At 64.2% G+C, this 24,239-nt stretch carries 17 protein-coding genes; 5 read left to right on the top strand and 12 right to left on the bottom strand.

Going from position 1 to position 24,239, the window contains the following annotated elements; all coding sequences use genetic code 11:
- Window positions 1–10: 10 nt before the first annotated feature.
- Together ACO2SS_RS25590 and ACO2SS_RS25585 are read right to left on the bottom strand one after the other, a co-directional pair.
- A complete protein-coding gene (locus ACO2SS_RS25590; protein ID WP_423280687.1) occupies window positions 11–667 on the bottom strand; it encodes a cysteine hydrolase family protein in 657 nt (218 codons plus the stop codon).
- Between the two features lie 9 nt (window positions 668–676).
- On the bottom strand, window positions 677–1,915 hold the full coding sequence (locus ACO2SS_RS25585) for an alpha/beta hydrolase family protein (protein ID WP_423280686.1): 1,239 nt from the start codon (window positions 1,913–1,915) through the stop codon (window positions 677–679).
- 206 nt (window positions 1,916–2,121) lie between these two features.
- On the opposite strand from ACO2SS_RS25585, the gene ACO2SS_RS25580 reads away from it, so the two are divergent.
- Window positions 2,122–2,847, top strand: coding sequence for a GntR family transcriptional regulator (locus ACO2SS_RS25580; RefSeq protein WP_423280685.1), 726 nt, complete (start codon window positions 2,122–2,124; stop codon window positions 2,845–2,847).
- Between the two features lie 175 nt (window positions 2,848–3,022).
- On the opposite strand, the gene ACO2SS_RS25575 is transcribed toward ACO2SS_RS25580, so the two are convergent.
- From ACO2SS_RS25575 to ACO2SS_RS25535, 9 genes are read right to left on the bottom strand one after another with little or no spacing between them, the layout of a single operon-like run.
- A complete protein-coding gene (locus ACO2SS_RS25575) occupies window positions 3,023–4,219 on the bottom strand; it encodes an amidohydrolase family protein (protein ID WP_423280684.1) in 1,197 nt (398 codons plus the stop codon).
- Window positions 4,216–4,791, bottom strand: coding sequence for an amino acid synthesis family protein (locus tag ACO2SS_RS25570; protein ID WP_423280683.1), 576 nt, complete (start codon window positions 4,789–4,791; stop codon window positions 4,216–4,218). Before ACO2SS_RS25570 ends, ACO2SS_RS25575 begins: the two co-directional genes overlap by 4 nt.
- 22 nt (window positions 4,792–4,813) lie before the next feature.
- The gene (locus ACO2SS_RS25565; RefSeq protein ID WP_423280682.1) at window positions 4,814–6,061 is read right to left on the bottom strand and encodes a TRAP transporter large permease; all 1,248 of its coding nucleotides are present in this window, start codon (window positions 6,059–6,061) and stop codon (window positions 4,814–4,816) included.
- Window positions 6,062–6,068: 7 nt separating this feature from the next.
- Entirely contained in the window at window positions 6,069–6,653 is a 585-nt protein-coding gene (locus ACO2SS_RS25560) for a TRAP transporter small permease (protein ID WP_423280681.1), read from the bottom strand.
- 1 nt (window position 6,654) lies between these two features.
- A complete protein-coding gene (locus ACO2SS_RS25555; protein WP_423280680.1) occupies window positions 6,655–7,659 on the bottom strand; it encodes a TRAP transporter substrate-binding protein in 1,005 nt (334 codons plus the stop codon).
- 56 nt (window positions 7,660–7,715) lie between these two features.
- Window positions 7,716–8,432, bottom strand: coding sequence for a maleate cis-trans isomerase family protein (locus ACO2SS_RS25550; protein WP_423280679.1), 717 nt, complete (start codon window positions 8,430–8,432; stop codon window positions 7,716–7,718).
- Window positions 8,429–10,057, bottom strand: coding sequence for a hydantoinase B/oxoprolinase family protein (locus ACO2SS_RS25545; protein WP_423280678.1), 1,629 nt, complete (start codon window positions 10,055–10,057; stop codon window positions 8,429–8,431). Before ACO2SS_RS25545 ends, ACO2SS_RS25550 begins: the two co-directional genes overlap by 4 nt.
- Window positions 10,054–12,126, bottom strand: coding sequence for a hydantoinase/oxoprolinase family protein (locus tag ACO2SS_RS25540; RefSeq protein WP_423280677.1), 2,073 nt, complete (start codon window positions 12,124–12,126; stop codon window positions 10,054–10,056). The genes ACO2SS_RS25545 and ACO2SS_RS25540 overlap by 4 nt, the downstream gene beginning before the upstream one ends.
- An 8-nt stretch (window positions 12,127–12,134) precedes the next feature.
- Window positions 12,135–13,265: a pyridoxal phosphate-dependent aminotransferase gene (locus ACO2SS_RS25535; protein ID WP_423280676.1), complete on the bottom strand. Its 1,131-nt coding sequence runs from the start codon at window positions 13,263–13,265 to the stop codon at window positions 12,135–12,137.
- A gap of 180 nt (window positions 13,266–13,445) precedes the next feature.
- Between ACO2SS_RS25535 and ACO2SS_RS25530 the strand changes: the two genes are divergently transcribed.
- Window positions 13,446–14,807: a PLP-dependent aminotransferase family protein gene (locus tag ACO2SS_RS25530; RefSeq protein WP_423280675.1), complete on the top strand. Its 1,362-nt coding sequence runs from the start codon at window positions 13,446–13,448 to the stop codon at window positions 14,805–14,807.
- A gap of 1,049 nt (window positions 14,808–15,856) precedes the next feature.
- Here ACO2SS_RS25530 and ACO2SS_RS25525 read toward each other — a convergent pair.
- Entirely contained in the window at window positions 15,857–16,552 is a 696-nt protein-coding gene (locus ACO2SS_RS25525) for a TetR/AcrR family transcriptional regulator (RefSeq protein WP_423280674.1), read from the bottom strand.
- A 71-nt stretch (window positions 16,553–16,623) separates the two neighbouring features.
- Between ACO2SS_RS25525 and ACO2SS_RS25520 the strand changes: the two genes are divergently transcribed.
- The 3 genes from ACO2SS_RS25520 (at window position 16,624) to ACO2SS_RS25510 (ending at window position 23,660) form a co-directional block, all read left to right on the top strand.
- On the top strand, window positions 16,624–18,777 hold the full coding sequence (locus ACO2SS_RS25520; protein WP_423280673.1) for an alpha/beta hydrolase fold domain-containing protein: 2,154 nt from the start codon (window positions 16,624–16,626) through the stop codon (window positions 18,775–18,777).
- A 37-nt stretch (window positions 18,778–18,814) separates the two neighbouring features.
- Window positions 18,815–20,038 (top strand): ABC transporter substrate-binding protein, encoded by a 1,224-nt coding sequence (locus tag ACO2SS_RS25515; RefSeq protein ID WP_423280672.1) that lies wholly within the window; start codon window positions 18,815–18,817, stop codon window positions 20,036–20,038.
- A gap of 481 nt (window positions 20,039–20,519) precedes the next feature.
- Complete coding sequence (locus ACO2SS_RS25510) at window positions 20,520–23,660, top strand: peptidoglycan-binding protein (RefSeq protein ID WP_423280671.1); 3,141 nt, start codon at window positions 20,520–20,522, stop codon at window positions 23,658–23,660.
- Window positions 23,661–24,239: the final 579 nt, after the last annotated feature.

Genomic DNA, 24,239 nt, shown 5'->3' with positions numbered 1-24,239 from the left:
TGTGGACCGGTTACGCGGCTTGGGCGTCGGTGGCCGTCCCGAAGACGCCGAGCTTTATGATGGCGTCCGTGTCCAGCACGAAGCCAAACGCCGTCTTGATGCAGAGAAGCCCCGCCTCATGCAGAGCAGGGCCGTCCATCGTCTCCACGCAATCTTCCACGATGACCGGCGAGTAGTCCCGCACGTTGGCGGCGGTAGTCGTCGCGAGCACGCAGGAATTGGTGTTTACGCCTGTTATCAGCAGCGTGTTGATGCCGTGCGCACGCAGCGTGAAGTCGAGATCCGTCCCGAGGAAGCAATCGTAGCGCTTCTTGGTGTCGACCACGAGATCACGGGTTGGGTCGTAGAGCGCGGGCATGATGGTGACGCCCGGCATGCCCTGGATGTTGTGGCGCAGAACGTTCTTGCGAGTGGCTTTGGGATCCTCGGCGCGGGTGCGCCAGAATGGGTTCGATGCGATCTCCTGCACATCGCGGTACTGCGTCAGCAGGTGCACGACCGGGATGCCGACCGAGCGTGCCCAAGTGAACAGGCGCTTGTTGGCCGCAATGACCCGGCTGGCCACCTCCGGCGAGGTCGGCATTGTCGCGACCTCCATGTCGAGATGGCCGCGATGCAGGTCGATCGCCACGATGGCGGCCTTTGGCTTGTCCACGCCGAGGTTCATGGTCGTCTCCTAGATCAGCGGGTTCCAGCCGGTGCGCAGGAGCGCTCGTTGGTCGATGCCGAACCGGTCGGCCAGCCAATCCGCGATGAGCTCCTGGCCGATGGTCGGGTTGTCGTGCTGGCAATGCTCCGCGCCGGTCTCCTCCGGCTCAACAATACGGAGCGTCACGTCGACGCCTTTCGACTTGGCATAGTCATGAGCGCGGCTCGCTTGCGCGACGGTCAGCACGTCGTGCCCACCATGCACGATCAGGAAGGGACATTTCATGTGGTCGAGATGACCCTCAAGCGTAAATGCCTTCATGATTCCGTGCGCCTCCGCCATTGAGGACGCGCCCATGACCCATTTGATGTGCATTGCGAGGCCGAAATCCTCGCCCTTCTGCCCCCACATCTCGTGCACATCGTAGATGGCACCATGCGAGATCGCAGCGGCAAGGCGATGTTCGTAGCAGCCAGCGCGGGCCGCGTAGTAACCGCCCATGGAGGAGCCGCAGACGGCGATCCGCTCAGGATCGACGTCTCCCCGCTTGACGAGCCAGTCGATGCAAGCGCCAACTGGCACTTCCGTGTCGGGACGTGACACGACCTTATGTCGGCGGAGCGTTCCGCCTTGGCCGGGCCCGTCGATCATCAGCACGGAGATGCCCCGTTGCAGGCAGCCACGCGCCTGCATGAACCACATTTCGTCCTTGATGGAATCCAGTCCGCCCATGCAGATGAGGACGGGCAGCCTGTTCCCCGGAAAGGGCGCGCGTACGAAGTAGCCGCAGATCGGTTTTCCGTCTTCGTAGGGGATGTCGACGACTTCACCCGGAGGGTTGAGGTAGCCAAGGTAGCGATGGCTGCACGCCTCCATCCGCTCGAAGGTTTGCAGGCGCCGCGGATCGTCGGGCTCCAGGAAGAACTCTGCCTGGCGATAATAGTCGGCGGCCCGGAGAAAGCAGTTCATGGCTGTCCGGACATGGCCGGTCGCTTCTTCGGCCAGGCCGCGGTTCCAGTTCCGGTGGCCGACCTCCAGCCACTCGGCATGCCAGCTCTCCAGGTCGCCGGGGATTATGCGCGAGGCAGTCTGGAAAACCTCGCTGACGGCGCCCCCGCCCTCCTGCGTCTCGCCGAGGCCGCGTCGGAATTGATAAGCGAACCAGGGATGCTCCGGCCAATGATGCCAGCCATACGGCTCGTAATGGGGGCCACGATCCAGCGTGATCTGCTCGATCGTGTCGTCGGCCAGCCCCGCCTCGCGCATGCCGTTTCCGAACCCCTTTGTTGTCGAGGCAGAGTGTTGTCGGGGACGCCGGTGCGTGTCAAACACAATGTATACATTTTTGCGGAACGGGCAGGCATGGTGTGCCGGAATTTCAGGCTAGCGCCTCGAAAAGATTAGGCTAACATTGGGGCGCAGTGGCGCGACGGGCTGGTAATGTATACTTTTGGCCCATTAGGTTGCTTCGAATGAGTGCCGTCCCCGCCGAAGCCCCGAACCATCCCCCGACCCGGAGCGCCTCGGTCGTCGAGACGCTTCGCAGCGCAGTCCTCGGGGGTGAGTTCCGGCCGGGGCAGCGCTTGCACGAGATCAGGCTCACCGAACGGTTAAGCGTCTCGCGCACGCCCATCCGGGCCGCTCTACAGGCTCTCGCTTCGGAAGGACTCCTCGATTACGCGCCGAACCGCGGCTACACGGTGCGGGCCTTTCCCGTGACCGAGGTCGTGAACGCCTACGAGGTTCGGGCTGTCCTGGAGGGTCTTGCGGCTCGGCTCGTGGCGGAGCAGGGTCTTGGCGAGAAGGCTCGGCAGCAACTCGAGCGCGCGTTGCACGAAGGCGACGCGCTCGTATCAGAGGCGAGCTTCGGCGAGGAGCACCGGTCGAGCTACGGCGCGATCAACGCAGCGTTCCATGAGACGATCCACGCAGAGGCGGGGTCGCGGCTCCTCGCCGACATTATCCGGCTGTGCCAGCAGGTTCCAATATCATCCCCGCGCAACGTCGTCGCCTTCGAGCAGCGTGATGTGCGCCGTCGTCACGACGATCACCACCGCATTTTCGAGGCTATCGTCGCGGGCGAGCCTTGGCGCGCCGAGATGCTGATGCGCGACCATGTCGGGAGCGTCAAAACCTCTCTCGTCCGCTCGCTCTCGGAGTGTGCTTCCGACACGGGCGGGGAGAGCGGCCCATTGTAGTCGCGCCACGGCATTGTCACGTTACGGTCGCGCAGACGTGATGGTGATTAGATTTTCCGTGCTCAGCCTGCTTTTGCGGTCCGCCGCCGCGCTTTCCAAAGTGGAATCCAGCCCGCGCTTTCATCGTGAGGCGGGCAGAAAATTGCCTTCCGAAAAGAGTGCTCTCAGATTCCCGTCAGTGAGCGGCGCCAGAAAACATCTGGGGAACATTCGAGCTCGCGACGGAGATCGTCTTGATCGTGGGTGGCGTGTTCCGGCTCCGGCCAACGAAACGCGGGACGCCTGCGGTGATAACCGCTCCTACCCCCGGGATGTCGCCGTTTCGCAGTGCGGAGCAAGCGTCGGCCTGGGAGCCGCCCTGGCAAGCGTCTACGATGATGAGGTCGGCGTCGCGGCCTTCCTGCACGATGCCACTGTTTAGGCCGTATACCCGGGCGTTGTTCCCGGTCGCGGCCGCGACTGCACGCTCCGGCTCGATCCCGCCCAGGCTCGCGAGGTGGGAGATCGTGTAGAGCATGCCCAGCGGCATTATTCCGCTTCCGGTCGGGGTGTCGGTGGCGACGAGCACGCGGCCGAACGCGCCCGCATCGTCCGCCAGACGCGCCACGAGAAGAGCGGTGCGGAGGTTTCCAGCCGTGCAGAGCTGCAGGGCGATCTCCGTCTCGCCGACGAGCATCGGAAAATCCTCGTCCGGGATCGCCACCGGCCCGCCATTGACGTGGAAGGACACGTGCGGCTGCAACGCCTTCAGGTGCTTGCCCCAGATGCCGGACGATCCGGGGATGCTGGCGGCGCCCGTGTGGACGAGCGTAATCATCCCGGCGGCCTTGGCGGCCGTGATCAGCTCCGCGTAGTCGAAGGGGCTCGCAAACGCTCCGAAGCCGGCTTTGGCAAGCCACACGCCCTGGCCCGCCACCTCGGTCAGGTCGGCGGGCGTCAAACCGGGCTCCAGGATGATCGCGCCCGCATGCACCCTCATGCCGCCTGGGCGGTAGGTCTCGAAGCACTTGGCCGCCGCGACCGCGAGTGCTTTGACACCGGCCGGGTCTTTTGGGCGTCCCGGGACATGGACCTCGGACGCCGTGATGGACGTCGTCACGCCGCCATGCGTATAGCTTTCGAGGTATCCGACCGTGTTCTGCCGCGGCGTGAAATCTCCGAAGGTGATGTGGACGTGTGAATCGATCAGGCCCGGCATCACGGTCGCGCCGCCCGCGTCGATGACGACATCGCAGGCCGCGACCGCAGTGGACGAGGCCGTTCCGATCTCACGGATCACCCCGTCCGCCATAAGGACGGAATCGGCATCGGCGACCGGTCTCTCCAGGTCTCCGGTGAGGACAGTGCCAATATTGACGATCGCGGTCTTCACGCCCTCACCTTGGCCGTCGCCTCGTCGTGCGTCATCCCGCCGACGCGAGCATTCAGCCGCCCCCGGTTGGCGAGGCAGATGATCAACGCGATCTCGTCCGGCATGGGCAATTCGGGGATGGCGAGAGACATCCCGTCATAGTGCGACCGGACGTACACGTCTTCCTTGTGGTTCATGGGAACGTCGATTAACGCGCCGGGCGGTGCCACCTTCGTCATAGAGGATATCCAGGCGTTGCCGCCGCCGATCGCATCCCGGATCGGGTTCGCGAAGGCGGTCGTCAGAAGCGCATTCGCGTGCTCCTGCTCGCCGCGCAGGCCCACCAGACCAGCCTTTCCGTAGCTCTGCACCGGAGCGCCTGCGAGCGCATCGATCGCACGCTCGGCCATCATCCGCCCGATCTCCACGCTTGCCACGATCAAGGGCGAGAGGTCCTCCACGTAGCGGTCTACGAAGGGGTTGGCGACGACGGTCACGATCGCGATCTTGAGAAGCGGCGTTTCAGCGGGCCGGCCTGCGAGTTGCGGGCGCTCGTCGCTGACGAGCAGCGTTCGGCGGATGTCGAGCTTCATGTGCCGCACCAGGTCAGGGCTTTTATCGAAAAATGAAGCCCGGGATGAAGATCATCGCCACGAGCATGACGAGCAGCACGCACGCGAAGGGCAGCGTGCCGCGAAACACGTCGACGACCGGGACGCGGCTGATCCCACTGATCACGAACAGGTTGAGCCCGATCGGCGGGGAGATCACCGCCAGTTCCATGTTCACGACGAGCAGGATCGCAAAGCCGATCAGGTTCACGTCCATGGCCACAAGGATCGGCAGGAGGATCGGCACGGTGATCAGGATGATCGAGATGATCTCAAGGAACATCCCGGCGACGATGTAGACGCCCATCAAAGCAATCATGAAGAGGTACTTGTTGACCTCGAACGATCGGACCCACTCGAAGGCGAGGTGCGGGACGCGCTCGTTGGTCAGCGCGTAGCCGACGAGATTGGCGGCCACCAGGATCAACATGATCAGGGAGGCCGTCGCTGCGGACGCGATCAGCATGTTCAGAAGGTCGGACAGCTTGGTCCGGTACACCGTGACGGCCAGGATGATCGAGTATGAGGCGGCGATCGCTGAGGCTTCAGTCGGCGTGAAGATACCGAGATAGAGCCCTCCCAGGACGATGGCGGGCATGAGGAGGATGCCGGACGCCTTCTTTAGGGCTGCGAGCCTCTCGGCCGCACTGGCCTTCGGCGGGAGCGGCACGGATTGCCGGCGTCCGATCACGTAGGCCACGAGGCCCAGCAACACCGCCAGGGTCAGGCCGGGCAGCATGGCGGCCTGAAACAGTGCGCCCACGGAGGTGTCGGTGAGAAGGCCGTAGAGGATGAGCGGGATGGAGGGCGGGATCAGAATCCCGAGGCCGCCCGCGGTGGCGACCAGCCCCACGGCGAAGCGCTTGTCGTAGCCCCGGCTGATGAGTTCGGGGATGAGAACGACCCCGACGGCCGCCGCCGTCGCCGTGGAAGAGCCGCAGATGGCCGAGAAGAAGGCGCAGGAAATCACCGCCACGACGGGAAGGCCGCCGCGATAGTGGCCGATCAGGGCCGAGAAAAGATCTACGAGGTGGCGGGTCGCGCCGCAGCGGCTCAGCACCTCCGCCGAGAGGACGAAGAACGGGATCGTCATCAGCGTCGCGGTGTTCAGGGTCGAGAACATCTGCGACGCGAGCGTTGCGGGGTCCGCCGCGCTCAGGACCAGGTAGGCGAGCCCCGCCATACCCAACGCGAATGCCACAGGCGCCCCGAGCGCGAGGAAACCAAAAGCCGTGAAAGCGAGTGGGAACATCGGGGTCTCAGAAGGAGAGCTCGTTGGGATCGGCCGCGACGGTCTCGCGGCGCCGGATCGTCAGCACCAGCCGCTCGATGATCCTGAGCGAGATCAGGACGCCCGCGATCGGCATGATCATCTGCGGGATCCACATCGGAATCCGCATCAGCCCGACCGTCGTGTCGCCGAGCATCTGCGTTTCTTCGACGAGCTTGTATCCGGACCAGGCGAGAGCGAGCGAGAAGATCAGGGCTCCCGACCACCCGACGATTTCGCAGACGAGCCGGATCGGGCGCGGCATCATCATCTGGAGCACGTCGACCCGGACGTGGATGTTCCGGGCGACCCCGAAGGCGGCGCCGAGGAACACGCTCCAGGCGATCAGGAAGACGCCGATCTGTTCGACACCGACGATCGAGGTCCCGAAGACGTTGCGGAGCAGGATCTCCACCGTCATAAGCGCGACGGCGAGAAAGATGAGCGTGCCCGCAAGGACACGCTCGGCAACGTCGCGGACCCGGCCGATCCCGGCGAGAAGCCGCCACAAGGTGCTCCCGCCCGCCGCAGCGGGCAAGCGGGGCGCCGACACGCCGGTGGCCGGGGCCGTCACGTCAGGCCTTCCGGAAGGTCGAGATCAGTTCGCGCAATTGCGGGTTCTGCTCTTCGTAGACCTTTTCGGCCTCCCTCGCCCAAGCCGCGAGGAGGTCGGGCTGCGGGTCGTTCAGCTTCATGCCGTTGCTGGCGAGGATCTTCTCGCTGGCGGCAAGATTGCTTTTGGCCTGCTCGTGATTCCAAACCGTCGCGTCCTTCATGGCGCGCTCGACAATGCTCTTCTGCTCGGCGGAGAGCCCGTCCCAGCTGCGCTTGCCGATGGCGACTCCGTAGCCGCCGAAGCCCATGAGCACCCGCGTCTGGCTCTTTAGGACCTCGTACCACCTGGCCGGTGCGGCGTAAGTCGGTGTGCTGACCACGCCGTCCAGTGCGCCTTGCTGCAGAGCGAGATAGACTTCCGTGGCCGGCATCGAGACGGGGATCGCGCCGACCTTCTTGAGCCAGGACTCGAGCGGCTGGCAGGGGAAGACGCGGATCTTCTTTCCCTTCAGGCTGTCGGGCCCGGTGAGCGCTTCGGTGTTGGTGAAGATGTAGACCGGCCCGTCGAACCAGATCGCCATCCCATTCATGCCGCGGGTGTCGAGCGTCTTTAGGACGCGCTGACCGAGATCGCCGCCGAATGCCGTCATGGCGGCATCGGCCGAGGGCAGCATAAGGGGCTCGTAGAAGATGTCCCAGACCGGATCGAGGGACGCGAAATAGCTGGTGAACGGAGCGATTACGTCGACCTGGCCCCGCACCGCTGCGCGAATCTCCTCCGTCGTCGGGACGAGCTGGGCGCCCGGGAAGACGTCGACCTTGAGGGCACCGTTACCGTGCTGTGCGACGAGTTCGGCGAACTTGATGGCCGTTTGGCCCTTGATGGCGGTCTGAGGGGCCTCGTGCGCGAACTTCAGGGCCTTGGGCGCCTGGGCGAGAGCCGGGGCACCGATGAGGCCCGCACCGATTGCGGCCGCCCCCCCGGCGAGAACCTGCCGTCTGGATGGAGAAGTGTTGCGGAACATCGTTTTCTCTCCTGTGGGCTTGGGCAAGGAAGGGATCGGCTCCGCGATGCGCGGCTTCAGTGGATGGGTTCGAACCGCCGCCGGATGGCCTCAATGACGGCGCTGTTGCTCGTGACCACCGGCACCTGGAACACAGTTTCTAGGTCCACCTTCGCCTCGACCGCGCGGTAGTTGGTGCAGGACACGAACAGCAGGTCGAAGCTGACGCCCTGAAGCGAGCGACGCGCGAAGGCGACGATGTCCTCGGGCGTTGGGTCGGCAAGCGCCTGGTTGACGGTGATCCCCATCCCGTGAGCCGCAACGATTTCTCGACCGTCGATTTCCACGGCCTTTGCGACGGACCGGGTGAGATCCTCGTTATAGGGCGTGATCACCGCGATGCGCTTCGCCCCGGCTCGCCCGAGCGCATCGGAGACGGCCGATACGACTCCCTGGGATGCGCACCCCGCAAGCTCCCCGAGCTTGGCGCAGACCGAAGCATCGTAATCCAGCCCGAAGAGGGAGCCGGCCGAGGTGCAGCCGAACACAAGCAGGTCGGGCCCGAGCGTGCCGAGATCGCTCGCCGCCTGCGGCGCGAAATCCTCGATCATTCGGATTTCGGCCTCGCGGGTGGTCTCGATGAGATACATCCGGTCCGTGTGGATCGTGTAGAGGTCGCGAGGGAGCCCGCGATGAAGGTCATTCTCCATCACGGTGTTCGACGAGGGCACGATCAGCGCGATCCGGTTTCTTGTGTCGGCGCGGGCGGCCCGGATGGGCGACATCACATTCATGATCCTTCTCCTTCTCCGGGGCGGCCCCAGCCGCCGCCTCCTGCCGTCACCATCTCCAGCCTGTCGCCACGCCGCATTCGATGCGGTCCGCTCTTGGCGGAAAGCTCACGCGTTTCGCCCGAGGCGGAGACCAGCCTAAAGCGCGCGGTGACTCCGGGCGCACCGCCGGCGACGCCGTGGGCGGACGTGTTCGTTCTTTCGCCGAGGATGGACGCGGCAACGTCGTCGGTCAGGATCTCGACGACCTTTCGGACGCCATCCCCGCCTTGCCGCCGGCCTGCGCCGCCGCTTCCGGAGGCGATCTCGTAGGCGATGAAGCGCACCGGCAGCGCCGCCTCGACCGCCTCCACCGGCAGGTTCATGGTATTGCCCATATGAACCCGGAAGCCGCTGGCGCCATCGAGGCTCGGGTGGGCGCCACTTCCGCCGCCAACAGTCTCGTAATGGACGAAGGGGCGCCCGGATGCAGGGTTGGTGCCGCCGAGCGTGTAGACGCACGCCGATCCGTAGCTGCCCCCCGGCACTTTGTCGGGATAGGCTTTGGCAAGCGCTGCCAGCAGGACGTCCACAATCCGGTTCGAGGTTTCCGTATTCGCGGCTACCACCGGGGCCGGATAGCGCGCATTCACGACGGTGCCCTCTGGGGCCACCACCTCGGCGAGCTGGTAAACCCCCTCGTTCGGCAGGATGTCACCCCCGCAGAAGGCGAGGACCGTATAGAAGACGGCCGAGGCGGTTACGGCGATCGGCGCGTTGATTGGACCGGCGGCGCAGGGGTCGGATCCGCTGAAATCGACCTTGAACCGGCTCCCCTGCTTCGTGATGCGGACGCGGATCATGGGGGCAGTCGCCTCGCCGACGCCGTCGCCGTCGAGCGGCTCGGCATGATCGACAATGCCGTCCGGCACGGCCGCAAGCCGGCTTTCGATCAGGCGGCGGGAATAAGCCTGCGTATCCCGCATCGCATCTGCGACGGTGTCCGCACCATACCGCTCGACGAGATCCAGCACCCGCAAGCGCATGCGCTCCGCGCCTGCGATCTGGGCGTTGAAATCCCCCTTCCGGTCCTCCGGCACCCTGACGTTTGCCAGGATGAGGGCCAGGATGTCTGCCCGCACCTGCCCGCCCTCGATGATCCGGAGCGGAGGGACACGCAACCCTTCCTTGATGATGTGATCACTCACGCTCGAGCTGCCCGGCGCAATGCCGCCGACGTCAGGCCAGTGCACCCGGCTGAGCGAGAAGCCCATGAGGCGACTACCCCCGGCGAAGATCGGGCAGATCAGCGACATGTCGGGGAGGTGCGTCCCGCCTGAATAGGGATCGTTGACGAGGACGCCGTCGCTCGCACGCCAGGACTCGAGCGGAAACTGTGCGAGGGCCGCCCTGATCGTGTACGGGACCGCGCCGAGGTGGACGGGGATGTCGTTGCCCTGTGCGACGATCCGGCCCTGATAGTCCATCAGCGCGCACGAAAGGTCCGCTGACAGGCTTAGCAGCGGCGAGAAGGACGTCCGCATGATGACGGCCTTCATCTCCGCGCATGCAGAGTAGAGAGCGCTGCGGACCACCTCGAAAGTGACGGGGTCGCGCTCCAGCAGGGTGAGGCGGGATTGGTCGTTCATGCTCGACCTGCTGCCGCAACGATCAGCCTGCCGTCATCCCCGACGACTGCGGATTGACCGGCCTGGAGCCAGACGGTCGATCCCTGGTGGGATACGATGGCCGGGCCCTTGATGCTGCTCCCGCTGGCCGCGGATGCGACCACGAACGCGATCTCCTCGGTCTCCCCCTCGCGCCCGAGGATCTCGATACGCCGGCTCGCACCCTCGCAGGGCGTTACGGGCAGCCGCTCGGCCAGAAGGCTCGCGGCTCCCGCCCCAAGGTTCTGCGTCGCGAGCAGCCGAAGCGCCACGACCTGAACGACGCCCTCGGGCAGATCGAAGCCGTATTCTGACCGGTAGGCGGATCGGAAAGCGTCCTCGATCGCCTGTGGCGTAATCGTCTTCATGCCGAAGGCGAGCTTCAGCTCGAACAGCTGGCCTGCGAAACGGGCGTCCACGAAGCGGTCGAAGCGCGGCTCGCCGAGGCCTGGCGGCTCGTCTGCGAGGAGCGCGCGGGCGCGGGTCACTAGCTCTCCGAACGCGCGGTCAACCTCCTCGGCCGCAAGATCGCGGACCTCGCGGAGATGCGTTTGGACTACCTCGTGCCGGATCTGCCCCAGTGTCGCGCCCAAGGCGCTGAACATGCCCGGATAGGGCGGCACAATCACCTCGGGGACGCCGATCTCGCGCGCTACGAGGGCGGCATGGAGTGGGCCGGCGCCCCCGGAGGCCAGCATCGCGAAGCCGCGCGGATCGATGCCCCGCTGGACCGTTGCGAGCCGCACCATCTCGGCCATGTTGGCCACGGCGATGTCAATGATCGCATAGGCCGCGCGCGCGAGCGACCAGCCATAAGGCTCGGCAACGTGACGCCGGATCGCCTCCTCGGCGAGGGCGCGGTCGAAGGCTACGCCGGTGCCCTCGAAGAGCTCGGCCGTCAATGTGCCGATGACGGCGTGCGCGTCGGTCACGGTCGGATGATTGCCGCTGCGGCCGTAACATGCAGGCCCCGGCGTCGCGCCGGCGCTTTGCGGCCCGACCTTCAGGATGCCCGCCTCGTCAATGCGGGCGATCGATCCCCCGCCTGCGCCGATCTCGACCAGATCCAGGATGGGGGAGCGGATCGCATAGCCGCCCACGTCCCGTCCATCCACGAGGCGGTCGGCGTAGAATTCGGCGGACGTCTCGGGCTCACCGTCCCGGATCAGTCCGGCCTTGGCGGTCGTTCCGCCCATGTCGAAGGCGATGAGGTTTGGGCGTCCTGCCGCACGGGCATAGGCGGCGGCCGCCGAGAGCCCAGCTGCCGGTCCCGATTCGATCAGATGGACCGGGTAGCGGCCCGCATTCTGCGGCGAGGTCAGCCCGCCATTCGACTTCACCACCATCAGGCGCTCCACCCCTCGGGTGGAGAGAGCCCTGTCCAGCCGAGCCATGTACCGGCTTACGGCAGGTCCAATATAGGCGTTCACGACAACCGTACTAGTGCGCTCATACTCCCGAAATTCTGGGCAGACATCACTCGAGCGCGTGACGTAGATGTGCGGAAGCGCTTTGCTGATGGCTTCCACGACGGCCTGCTCGTGAGCGGCGTTCGCGTAGGCGTGGAGAAAACTTACCGCGACTGATTCTGCACCGATGCGGCGAAGCTCGGCCACAAGCTCGTCCAGGCCGGAGATCGGCTGGATCACTGTCCCGTCCGGCGTGAGCCTCTCCGGGGCTTCGAGGCGCGCCTCCTTGGGAACCAGCGGCTCCGAGACATCCACGGCCAGATCATAAAGCCGGGGCCGCGCCTGACGCCGTAGGGCGATGACGTCGGCGAACCCCTTCGTGGCCACGAGCGCGGTTCGGGCCCCGCGGCGCTCGATTAGAGCGTTCGTTCCAACGGTCGTGCCGTGGCAGACAATTGCGCCCGACACGGCATGGCCGGCAGCGATCCGATCAACCGCCTCTATCACGGCACGCCCTGGATCGTCGGGCGTCGAGGGCAACTTGAACGCTGCCAGGAGACGCTCGCCGCGGCCATCGAGGACGACGGCATCGGTGAAGGTGCCGCCGACATCGATGCCGATGATGTGCCCGTCTTCTGTCACAGGCGAGCTCAACCTTGGGCGGCCGAGAGGTCTTTCAGGGCCCAGACCAGCCGATCCATGTTCTTCTTGAGGCTGACATCCACCCGCAGGTACCGGTCTCCCAGCCCGCGGAAGGAATCCGATCCGTCCTTCACGATGACGCCTCGCTTCAGCAGCCCCTGGAATACGTCCGTGGAATTGAGCGACTGGTCCACCACCTCCAGGAGGAAGAAGTTCGATCGAGAGCCGGGCACCATCCGGAAGCTGTTCAAGCCTGCGAGCTGCTCGGTTACATAGGCGCGCATCTCGACAATCATCTTGACGGTCCGGGCGACATGTTCGTCGTCCTCGATTGCAGCGATGCCGCCCGCGGTCTGCATCGCTCCGAGGTTCCAAGTCGGCTTCAGGTTCATCAGCGGGGTGATGAGATCCTTGTTCGCCGCAATGCCGAAGCCGAGGCGAAGCCCCGCGAGACCAAAGGCCTTAGAGAAGGTCCTCAGCACGATGAGGTTGCGATGGTCGCGCGTGAGCTCGATGCCCCCGGGCGTTTCCGTGAAGTGGATGTAGGCTTCGTCGAGGACGATCAGCGTGCCGTCGCCGGCAGCCTCGCAGATCCGCCGGATGTCGGCCTCCGCCATCAGCTTGCCACTCGGGCTGTGCGGGTTCGTGATGAAGGCGATCTTCGGCTTCGTCTCGTTCAGGCGCGCAATGTACTGGTCCACGACCAGGTCGAAGTCCTGGCCCATCCGAACATAAACCGGAACCCTGCCCTCGTTCTCCGCAAAGATATGGTAGATCGGAAAGCAGGGCTCATACATGAGGATCGGATCACCCGGCCGCGAGAAGGCCCGGATGACAAGCGAGATGACCTCCGTTTCGCCTGCGCCGCAGGCGACGCATTCCGGATCGAAGCCAAAACGCTTACCGATGGCTTCCCTTAGGAGGCGCGAGGACCATTCCGGGTAGAGGTCGATCTTCGTCTTGCCGGTCTCGATGGCTGCCTGCGCCTTCGGCGACGGACCGAACGGGTTCTCGGCGGAGCCGAGCTTTGCGATCTCAGCAGGCTCTATGCCGAACCGCTCAGCCACTTGCTCCCGAGGCAGGCCTGGCTTGTAGGCCGGCTGCTGCGACGACAGCGGCGAAGCGCTGACCATTACCATCGAACCTCTCCTTGGCCGCTCATTGTAGCCTTACAATAAGATCTTATTGCAGTACAATTTGCTGTCAAGCCGGTTTCGCATATGCAGGTGCCGGGCCAACAAGACGAGATTGTACTGGGCTGCTAGGATCCGTCCAGAGGAACGCGTTCCCTTGGCCCGCGACCTCACCGGGATTCGAGCATGAGTTGGACACCGCAGATCGCAGGGTCGGGGAAGCCGAAATACCTCGCTCTTGTGGACGAACTGGAGGCGGACATCGCATCTGGACGTCTGCGCGAGGGAGACCGCCTTCCTCCGCAGCGGGAGATTGCCTCGCGCCTGGGAGTGACGATCGCAACCGTAACACGAGCCTTCGGCGAGGCGGGCCGACGCGGCCTGATCTCGACACGCACCGGAAGCGGCACTTTCGTGCGCGCTCTCGGGCCGGCGGCAATCGTTGCCCCTGACAGCCTCGACCTGAGCCTCAACACCGTTCCGGCCTGGGTTGCGAAGCCCTTCATCGAGGCGGCGCTGCGCGAGCTGTCCCTTTCCGCGGGTGAGGACCTGTTCGGGTATCAGCCGGTGATCGGCCTCGACCGTCACCGTCGAGCAATGGCGGCATGGTTCGGCGACCGGCTGCCTGCCTCGGGAGCAACGGAAATTTCTCTGACGCATGGTGCTCAGCAGGGACTGGCGGCCTGCTTTGCGGCCCTGGTCCGACCGGGCGACACCGTGCTGTCTGAGCAATGGACCTATACTGGTATTAGGCGGCTCGCGGCGGCGGCGCACGTGACACTGGCCGGCGTGGATGTCGACTGCGAAGGCATGCGCCCAGACGCGCTTGAGGCTGGACTGGAGCGCACCGGCGCTCGCGTCGTGATCTGCTCCTCCGTCGTCCAGAATCCGACAACGGCAACGATGAGTGCAGAACGGCGACGGGCGATCGTCGCCGTGTGCCGCGCCAAGGATGTCATCCTGGTCGAGGATGACATCCTTGGACGGCTATCGGCCGATGCCGAGGAGACGCTTGCGGCTCTTGCGCCGGAGAGGGTGATCTATCTCACCAGCGTGTCGAAAATCATCAGCCCCGGCCTGCGGCTAGGGCTGCTCGCCAGCCCACCTCATCTGTCGGGCGACTTGCGCGAGAAACTCGTTTCGTTGAACTGGACCGCCCCGTCCTTCTTCGCCGAGCTATTCGCGCGGATGGCCGCGAACGGACAGGCGGATGGATGCGTCGAGGCGCATCGGCAAGAAATCAGTCGAAGACTCGATGCCGCCCGCGAACTCCTCGGTCCCGCAGCTATCCCGACGCAGCCGAGCTACCATCTGTGGCTTCCAGTGCCGGAGGGCTGGCGGCTCGACGAGATCGTGGCCGACCTGCAAGCGCAGAACGTGCGCGTGTCGCCGTCGAGCAATTTCCAAGTGGATGCTGCGCTGTCAGCTCCGGCCTTTGTGCGCGTGAGCCTCGGGGCAGTGGAGGACTTCGCGCAATTGACCGCCGCCCTGAGGAGGATCGCATCTGTCTGGTCCAGCTCGCCGCGTCTCGCGAGCACGATCATATAGCCAGGGTTCCAAGAGACGCGCAAAAAGAAGCGTCCTCGCCGTATCGATGGGGTGGGATCCTGGTCAGTGCTCTAAAGGCGGAATGCTGGGGTATTAGCCTACGCTGGTCGGTTCCCATGTCACGGGGCGCGATCCGTCGAGGATGCTCGATGACCTGGGGGGGGCGCCAAGAGCGAACGGCGAGGCCATTCCCGAAAGCCGACCTCTCATGCGCGACAGAGCTCTGTTCGCGGGTAGGGAGTTCGTTCGCGTCGCGAGTAGGACTGCCGTAAGGCCCACCGCGGAGGTGCCTGCTCCCGCCAAGGTGACCGCCAGGTACCCCAAATCCAGTGCGATCGAGCCTCCGCCGAGAGCTGCCCCCAAATGCATTGCCGGGATTGAACGCCCCGATGTTGACCGACGAGGCAAGGTTCGGCGCGTCGGCGGCAGCCGTCATCACGCGTACCTGAACCGGTGGGACAAGCGCGAAGCTCGCGATCCCCCATAGGAACGTTAGCGCCGCGACGGGGACCCCGAACGGCACGAGCGCCGCAAATGCGACCAGCACCGCAGTGAGCGATGCAAAGGTGACGATCAGCGTTCGACGGAGCGGTCGGCGAACTTGCTACCTACCAGTTCCCGACGTGAGGCCGCCGCCGTAGGTGACCAGCATGGCCGTGACGAAGTAAGGGAGGCGTGAGTTACCTCCCGGAGGGTCGGTGCGGTGTAGGTGAAGACCGTGAACATTGCGCTCGACGCAACCACGGTCAGCGACAGTGCGCCGAGAACCCTTCCTCGCGTCAGGATGCGCAACTCGGCGACCGCATTTCCGCCCGCCGGCGCCGGTCGGTGAGGAAGGGTGAGCCGAAGCGCCGCCATGATGACGAACGCCAAGTGGGGTGACGCCCCAGAAAAACGAGCGCCAGCCGAACTGCTCCCCACGCTGCGGGGCCGCAGGCGCGCGGCCCTGACTAGCGGACAGTTAGTGAATTCACAGCAACGACCCTCAGCGGCGCAGGAAGAATTTAAGCCTATCCGGTATCTGCTGGGCGTCGAGAAAGATCGAACACTCAAGTGTTTGTCGATCCGTTTGCTTGCCTCAGGCTTTCCGTCGAAGGATCGCCCGCGAGCATCGCGACCAAAGTATCGATCATGTTGTCGACGGTGTAAGATCGCCCCCAAAGGCGATGTGGCTCGTTCGATTGCTGTTCCAGCGCTGCATCACGGGCTGACAACGCAGCATTCGAATAGATACCCAAGAAAGACAGGCGTTGCTCGAGCAGCATCGGGGGAACTGAGGTGATCATCCGGCGAAGATGCGCCAGGCACCGGACATAGCCCTCGTTCCAGCGATCAGCCAAAGCCGAACGCAGGAGCTCGCGGTTCGTCATCTGTACGTTCGCCACGAGCCGGATATAGCCACGCCGGCGCGGGTCTTCCCCCAGAGCGATCACTGGCAGCACGAGGGCCTCCATCACCTCACGGACCGAGTCTGGCCCGCCCCGTCGCTCCATTTCGGAAAGCATTCCACGACGTCGAACATCGACATCCTGTGCTCCCTCGACAAGCAACTGGCGGATGAGCTCGTCCTTCGTTCCGAAATGGTAGTGGAGTGCGGCGTTGTTCCGCTGTCCGGCGGCCGACACGATCTGCTGAACGGTTACGGCATCGACGCCGGATTTGGCGAAGAGAGCCTGCGCTGCCGCCTTCAGCTGGCTCTTCGTGTCGTCGCCGCCCTTGGTGATCGCCTCCACGGGACTTGACATCGCAATCTCCTCACGGATTAAGTCGCGCAACTTAATAAGTCAGTTCGCTTAATATGCGCTAGGAGGAACGAATGCACGTGCTCATAGCAGGAGGGGGCATCGGGGGACTCACAGCGGCGATCGCCTGCCGACACTTCGGCCTGGACGTCACTGTCCTCGAACAAGCGGCAGAGCTGAAGGAGATCGGGGCAGGCATTCAGATTGCGAGCAATGCGAGCGTGGTGCTGCGGGAACTGGGCCTCGAAGACGCGGTCAGGTCAGTCGGCGTGATGCCGCTCTCGTACGATTACCGCGACCTCTACACGGGTCGCATGCTGTACCAGGCTCCGCTCGGGATGGAAGCGGCGCAGCGCTACGGAGCGCCGATGTACAACATTCATCGAGCTGACCTCGTAGACATTCTGGCCGGAGCTCTGCCGGCAGGGGTTATCCGGTTCGGGAGAAAGGTCGTCGGGCTGTCCCAGACCGACGAGCAGGTCGAAGTCACGCTGAGCACGGGAGAGAGGCTCCGGGCGGATGTCCTGGTGGGAGCGGACGGAATCCATTCCGCAGTCAGAGAGTGCCTGCGTGGCCAGGAGGAGAAGCATTTTGCAAACATCCTGATGTGGCGCTCGCTGATCCCGGCTGAGAAGCTGAAAGGTCTGAACCTCGAGGAGCGAGGAAATTACTGGTTCGGGCCAGGGCGTACGCTGATCACCTACTGGGTGAGGCCGAAACAGCTGTACAGCATCTTGGCATCCGTCCCCGCGACGGAAGTACACCGCGAATCCTGGACAGACAGCGGCGACATCGGTGATCTCATGCGATCGTTCGACGGCATGGAACCGCGTGCCCGGATGATGATGGAGCAGATTGAAACGAGCTTCATCACCGGAATGTTCTACCGCGATCCGGTCGATAACTGGACGTCCGGGCGGATCACCATGGTGGGTGATGCCGCGCATCCGATGGTGCCGTTCCTGGCCGCCGGAGCCGGACAGAGCATCGAGGATGCATGGACCCTCGCCAGAGTACTGTCGCGTCGGCAGGACGACGTGCCTGGCGCGCTCGTCGAGTATCAAGAGCGCCGAATCCCCCGGACAACGCGCATCCAGGCCGGCGCACGGGCAGTCGTGAAGCTGATGCACGAGTCGGACCCGCAGCGTATCCGAAACCGTAATGGTCGCTGGAAGGGGATGGCCCGAATCGACCCACTTGCCGAGACGAGTTGGGGGCTCGCCTGGGACTACAACGTCGTCAAAGCCGTCGAGAACCCGCCGGGAGAGGTTCTCGGCGTAACCGGCCTCCGGGAGGGCAAGCGCCTCGATCGCCCAGAAAGCCAGCGCGCGTTTTTGATGTGGAAGCGCGCGTTCACACCTGAGGATGTGGCGAGAGGGCATGACGGGCTACGGGAGGCCTATGACCGCTTTTTGAGAACAAACTTCCCGCTGCCCGATAGCGTTGCGGCGGCCAGGGTCGAACTCGGTGGCGTGCCGGCGTTCCGACTAGACTCTGCTGGAACCGGAGGGATGACCGTCCTTCATTTTCACGGAGGCGGTTACCTGATCGGATCCGCCGAGTCCTCGCTCGAGTATGCGCACCGGCTTTCCAAAACCGCTGGGGGGCCGTGCTATACGGTCGACTACCGGCTTGCCCCTGAGCACCCCTATCCTGCGGCGCTCGACGACGCGGTCGACGCCTATCGGGGGCTGCTCGCGGTAGGAATCCCCTCGGAGCGGATCGTCCTGAGCGGGGAGTCGTCGGGAGGCGGTCTCGCAATCGGGCTTGCTTTAGCGCTGCGCGGGGCAGGGGATCCTCTACCTGCCGGCCTCCTCGCAATAGCCCCCTTCGCTGACCTGACCCTTTCTGGCGAGAGCCTTCGCAAGGAGAACGGCAGCGACCCTGCCGCTCACCGCGACCTCCTGACCTTCATGGGGGCATCCTACTTCCAAGGCCACGAACCCACCGATCCGCTCGTCTCCCCGATTTTCGGCGACCTCTCCGGCCTCCCGCCGCTGTTCGTCGCAGCCACGGAGGGAGAGGTGCTCCTGAGTGATGCAACCCGGTTGATCGAGCGCGCGACGAAGGCGGGCGTCCGCGTGACAAGTAGAATTGTCGTCGATTCCGTCCACGTCTTCACCTTGTTTCCGTTCCTGCCGGAGACGGAGGCCACGATGACGGACGTCCGCAAATGGATGGAAGATCTCCGGCTGCAATCGAACGAGCAACGCCGGACCGCAGCTTAGGCGTCAGTAGAACCAATAATCCGGAGGGAGGAACCACATGACTCGTTACAAGGGCTCCGTCGCCCGCGCCGCGCTCCTGGCCTGTGTGTTGTCGAGCGCCGCGGGCGCGCAGGATGCGAAGATCTCCAACGAGACGGTAAAGGTCGGCGTGCTGGCCGACATGAGCGGAGTCTTCTCAGATTTGAGCGGGAAGGGGTCAGTGATTGCCGCGCAGATGGCGATCGAAGACTTCGTCGCCGAGAGCAAGCCATCGTTCAAGGTTGAGCTCGTATCAGCCGACCATCAGAACAAGAGCGACATCGCCGCCAACATCGCAAGGCAATGGTACGATACGGCCGGCGTCGATATGATAACCGACGTGATAAATTCCGGTGTTGCCTTGGCCGTTTCGCAGGTCACTGAATCGAAGGACAAGGTCCTCATGGTGACCGGTGCAGGTTCAACCCGCCTCACGAACGAGCAATGCTCGCCCAACACGATCAGCTACACGTGGGACACCTACGCGTATTCCAATGCGCACGCACGCATAGTGAGTACGTTGGGATTAGATACGTGGTATTTCCTGGCCGTCGACTATGTGCTGGGCAAGTCTCTCGTTGAAGGCACGAGCCAAGCGCTTTCCCGGTCCGGCGGGAAGGTGGTCGGCGTCGTCAACCACCCGATCAGCGCGACCGACTTCTCCTCATTCATCCTCCAGGCCCAGGGCTCTGGCGCGAGGGCGATCGGTCTGGCGAATGCCGGCACGGACCTCCACAACGCGATCAAGGCCGCAAATGACTTCGGAATCACGAAGAGCCAGACGCTTGTTCCACTCGTGGGCACCATCACCGATGTCCATGCGCTCGGGCCCGCAACGACGCAGGGCATGGTCATGGTCGAACCCTTCTACTGGAACCTCAACGATAAGACTCGGGCCTGGAGCCGTCGGTTCATGGAGAGGCATGGCAAGATGCCGAACTTCGTCCATGCTGGCACGTACTCGGCCGTCAGCACCTACTTGAAGGCCGTCCACGCCGCACAGACCGATGCCGCTGGTGAGGTGGTTTCCCGCATGAAGGCCGGAACCGTGAATGATATCTACACCGAACACGGAAAGATCCGCCCGGACGGGCGTATGGTCTACGATATTTATCTCGTCCAGGTGAAGGCGCCTGAGGAGGTCAAGGAGCCGTGGGACTATTTCGAGGTGAGGCAGAGGATACCCGGGGAAGAGGCGTTTCAGCCTCTGTCGGCCTCGAAATGCCGCTTGGTTGTAAGGTAGCGCGGCTCCTGAGCTTTGCTCGACGCTCCCTCCCTGGGCCTGGATCTTGTCTGATGGGGGAAGCACGCTGGAGTGCCTCAACAAGATCCGTTCCTGGCCCGGGAAGATGGGACCGCGCCCAAGCCGCTGCGGGCCTTAACCCGCTGCGCGCTTCGATTTCGGTGCTGAACAGGCGTCGCCAGAACAGCTCGGAGCGGACGTGGGGGTGCAGCGGCGTCCGCTTCAAGGAGCCGAACCAGGAAGCAGATCCTGATGCGCCAGAAGCGGACGTTTCGCGTATGCCGGAAAGCAGACCTCAGCACGCCTTCAAGGCCCCCTGAATTAGCATGCTGAGCCGTCCGCGACGCACCTGAGCGCTGACCGCGGGAGGAGTCGCCGGCGGCGCCTCGTCGCGGCGTGAGAAGCAATCCCAACCCGGGTCAGCGCGTGCGAAGTTTCGTTAGTCGTCGGTGCGGGAACGGGTAGACAACCAGGAAGCGAAATGCTCTCCCTTCTCTGGAAGGGCGGGGCTCGGATAGTGGCGGATTACTCCAGGTTTGCGGTTGCGGCAGTTGCCTGTGGTTTGAGCACAGCAGCGTTGGGCCAGGGTGCGGGGGACCTGCTGGGGGCGTTCGGCGGTCTGATCGCTGCCGCGCAAGCGCAAGCTGCGCAGGAGGCCTGGTCCCGGCAGCCCGAACTCAGACGATACTGTTTGGAGCGGGCTCTTGGCAGGCAGGGCTACAGCATCAGCCGAATGATTCAAGGCGGCGTCGGGCCGGATGATCCGCGCATTCAGCGCGTCCGAGGAGAGTGCAGCCGGTTCGAGCCGGGCGCTCTAAAGGTCGGGTACCGCTGCACCGCCGCCGACGAACCCGGTTCCGTGGGGCCGACTTGGTGCGATCAGCGGTTCGGGCGACAGGACTCGTACGGTCGAGTGCAATACTTGGATGCCAGGACGGCGATCGACGTTCATTTCAATGGGGGCGTGATTGCCCTGTTCGACTTGGAGAATGAACAAGGTCGTCGCGAAAGGGCGGACAGAGCCGCTGGCGCGGTCAGGCAGACGGAGCTGTCGCAATTGCGGAGCTCCCTAGAGATCTATCGTTCCTCAGGATCAGAAGTAGTTCGAGGACATTCTCAGAGTCTGCTTCAGCGCGTCGTCCTCGCCGCCAACAATGCGAGCGGACTGTCCGACGCGGCCCTGGAAGCACTCCGTCAGGACCAGCAACGCTTGGCACAACTGGAGCAGCTCGAACTCGCGCGTATGGCAGCGGTCGACAAACTGTCCGCCCTGAAAACCCGCGTCGAGAAAAAGGCCGAAGCCGGTCCAACTGAGCTGAAACAGGAGCTGTCGCGTCTCAACGCGCAATATCTGGCTGCGTTGAAGCCGCCTGTCATCCCTTCTGATCCGCCTTCGACCCTTCGGCGCGTCGAGAAGGTCTCGCCCACGTTCGACTGCGGAAAGGCCAAGGCTCCCCTTGAAATCGCGGTCTGCTCGGATCAGGCCCTGTCACGCTTGGATGTTGAACTCTTCCAACCCTACTACGTGCTTCGTCATCTGCGCCCTGAGCTGCGGGATGAACTCAAACGCGAGGCCGTCGAGAACACTCGTCGGGTGCTCGGAGAGTGCAGACTGCCTGGCGCAGGGACCGTCACTCCGGCCGCGGTCAAGGCGGCAGTGCCATGCGTAGCGAGAGCGTATCGAGCCCAGCGGGACAAATGGCGCGCCAGGGTGGTCGCCGAAACGCACGGCCTGGGTCGTGATGAGGCGGTTCGCCCCGGGACAGAGCACCTGCAGCTCGAGCAAGCCTTGCAAACCGCGGGATATTTGACGTCCGACGCTGTTCTGGACGGCGTCTATGGCGCCAAGACCCGAGCCGCCATCACTGCCTTTCAAACATCGGAGGCACTTCCCGCAGACGGTCTTATGACCGCCGCGACGGCGGAGCGTTTGAAAATCCGTGCGGCTGCCGGACCAACCATGCCGGTAGATACGGCGCCGAGCGGAGCGGCGACCGAGGCGTTGGCGTCGCTTCACAATCGGTTTTCGGCTCTAGAGGCCCGGCTGGACGAAGCCGCGGCTCAGCGGGTCCGACTTGAGCAGCTGAACACGAAGTTGGACGCCGCCGAGAAGACGAGCGAGGCTGCTCTCGCTCAGGCACTGCCCGAGTCCACGCGATCTCGGGTCGATACGCTCCTGCAAGATCTGAGAAGCGGGCGAAGCGGGTCGGACCCGGCGGTTCTCGGACGCCTTGCACTCGACTTCGACAATCTGAAGCCGGGCTTGGACGACGCCGTTGCCCTTGCGAAAGCGACAACCCCGAAGAACCGTTTTCTTATCGAAGGTGATCCCGACGAGATCATCGTGCTGTACAACGATGGCGGCCGTGCGCCGTCCGTCATCAAGAATATAAAGGGTGAGCTGGTCTTCGAGATGGGTCGGACAGCGGCGTGTCAGCCGAACGGAGGCACGCCGTCGGGCCCATTCGTGCGCGCCGTGAACGTGCGCCTTCAGAAGTGGGGGCAGTCGCTCGCATTCCCGCTAGGACGGTGCAATCTCGCTGCACTCGCCTCGACCGATCTCGTCGTCGTCACTCGCAGTCAGGTTCTGAAGGAGCGCTCGGCGGACGTGGTCACGCTTCTGTCCGCCTTGGACTCCGGCCTGCTCGCGCCGATGTTCACGGTAACCGGTGATGAGGTGAAGGCGGCCGAGCAGGCGCAGGCCGTCAAAGTTCTCGAAGTTGAAGCGGACGTGGAGAAGGAAGGACGGCCGGGCTTCGCCATCGTTGTTATCGAGAACGGGTCGCGGGTGGTCTGCGAAGCTCTCCCCCGAGACGAACGGGACGCTCACGAGCTGCTTCTGAAACCGACAGCGGCGCGCTTGGCGAACGAACTGAACGGTCCCCCGACGTTCGTGGCCACGTCAGCTGACGCAGCGTTCTTGGCGGCAAAGCGTGGACAGTGCGGGGCCATCTACGCCGGCAGCGGTGATTTGCGGGATCTCGTCACGGCCATGCGAAGGGACGGCATCGGGTTCCGTTATCTCTCCGTCTGGATCGACCCCGAGGAAATCGCGGGCGCAAAGAAGGCCGTTGCGGACGCGAGGACAAAAGAAAGCCAGCAGCAAGCCGACCGTCGCAGACGCGTCGAGGATGATCGGCGGGTTGAGGAGGAGAAGCAGAAGGACGATGCGGTGGTCCGAGCTCGCAAGCAGGCGGAGCTGCAGCAGCAGAACGGTGCCTTGGCCAGAGCCTTCGAGGGCCTACTCCGGGCGGAGATGAAGGACTATCTGGAAGGCCGGTCCGACAAGGCGGCGCGGAAATATCCTCCTCTCGCGGCGTGGTACGACGAGCAGCTCGGCAACCGCTGGGAACTAGTGTCGGTAGATACGAATCTGGCCGACTACGGGATGGCGGATTTCAAGGGGCGATCGCTCGAGACAGCCTTCGCTCGTACGGCTATCAAGCTTCGGAACCGCATTCGCGGCGAATATGCCGAGCATTGCTTTGTAACGGGGTTCATCTCGGACACGGAATTCTCGATGGATCGCGAGCCTTTCCTCGATCGCTGCGAGGATGCGGGCCCTGGGCTGGCGGAGTACGCGCGAGCTGAACGCTTCGTCAGCCGCTGGCTGGTGCGGTGACGGCCGTTCGGAGACCATCGCTTTGAACACGCACGGTCGGAGTCAGGGAAGCCGGGTTTGCCCGATTTGAGTGATGCGCCAAGACCGGACTTAGACGTCCTGCCTGGAAGCGGACCTTGAGTGGGGGCATCGCACGACGCTGAAGCTTGGCACACCTGCAAGTGTTGGTCCTCAGCGGGCCCGCTCGGAGAGCTTAGGCGGCCGTTTTGAGGGAAGTTTGCCGGTGGGCTCTTGGCGGAGTCACCGGTCCGCGCCGCCCTAAGCTGGTTTTTGTGATCACGTGCACTGCGTGTCACGCAGATGCCGCCCGGAGGCGCGAAAGCCTCGAAGCTGGCAGCGACGTTTACTCCGTCTCCGAAGATGCGCGCCGTCTTTCACCGTTACGTCGCCAACAAGAAAGCCATGCTCACGGTTTCCGCTACCAAAAACCCCGCCAGAACGTAGGGATAAATGGTCGGTCCGCTTGAACGTGGCCGTCACCGGCTGGGTGGCGGTCCGACAGCACGCAGAGCACGATTCCGAGCGCCGGTGTGATCGTGCGGCTCCGAGCCGCGCCTTGACGCTACACCGTGACGAGCG

Origin of the sequence: Enterovirga sp. CN4-39, from assembly GCF_049446235.1 — a bacterium.
Classification (GTDB): domain Bacteria; phylum Pseudomonadota; class Alphaproteobacteria; order Rhizobiales; family Beijerinckiaceae; genus Enterovirga.
This window is presented reverse-complemented; position numbering and strand designations above follow the sequence as displayed.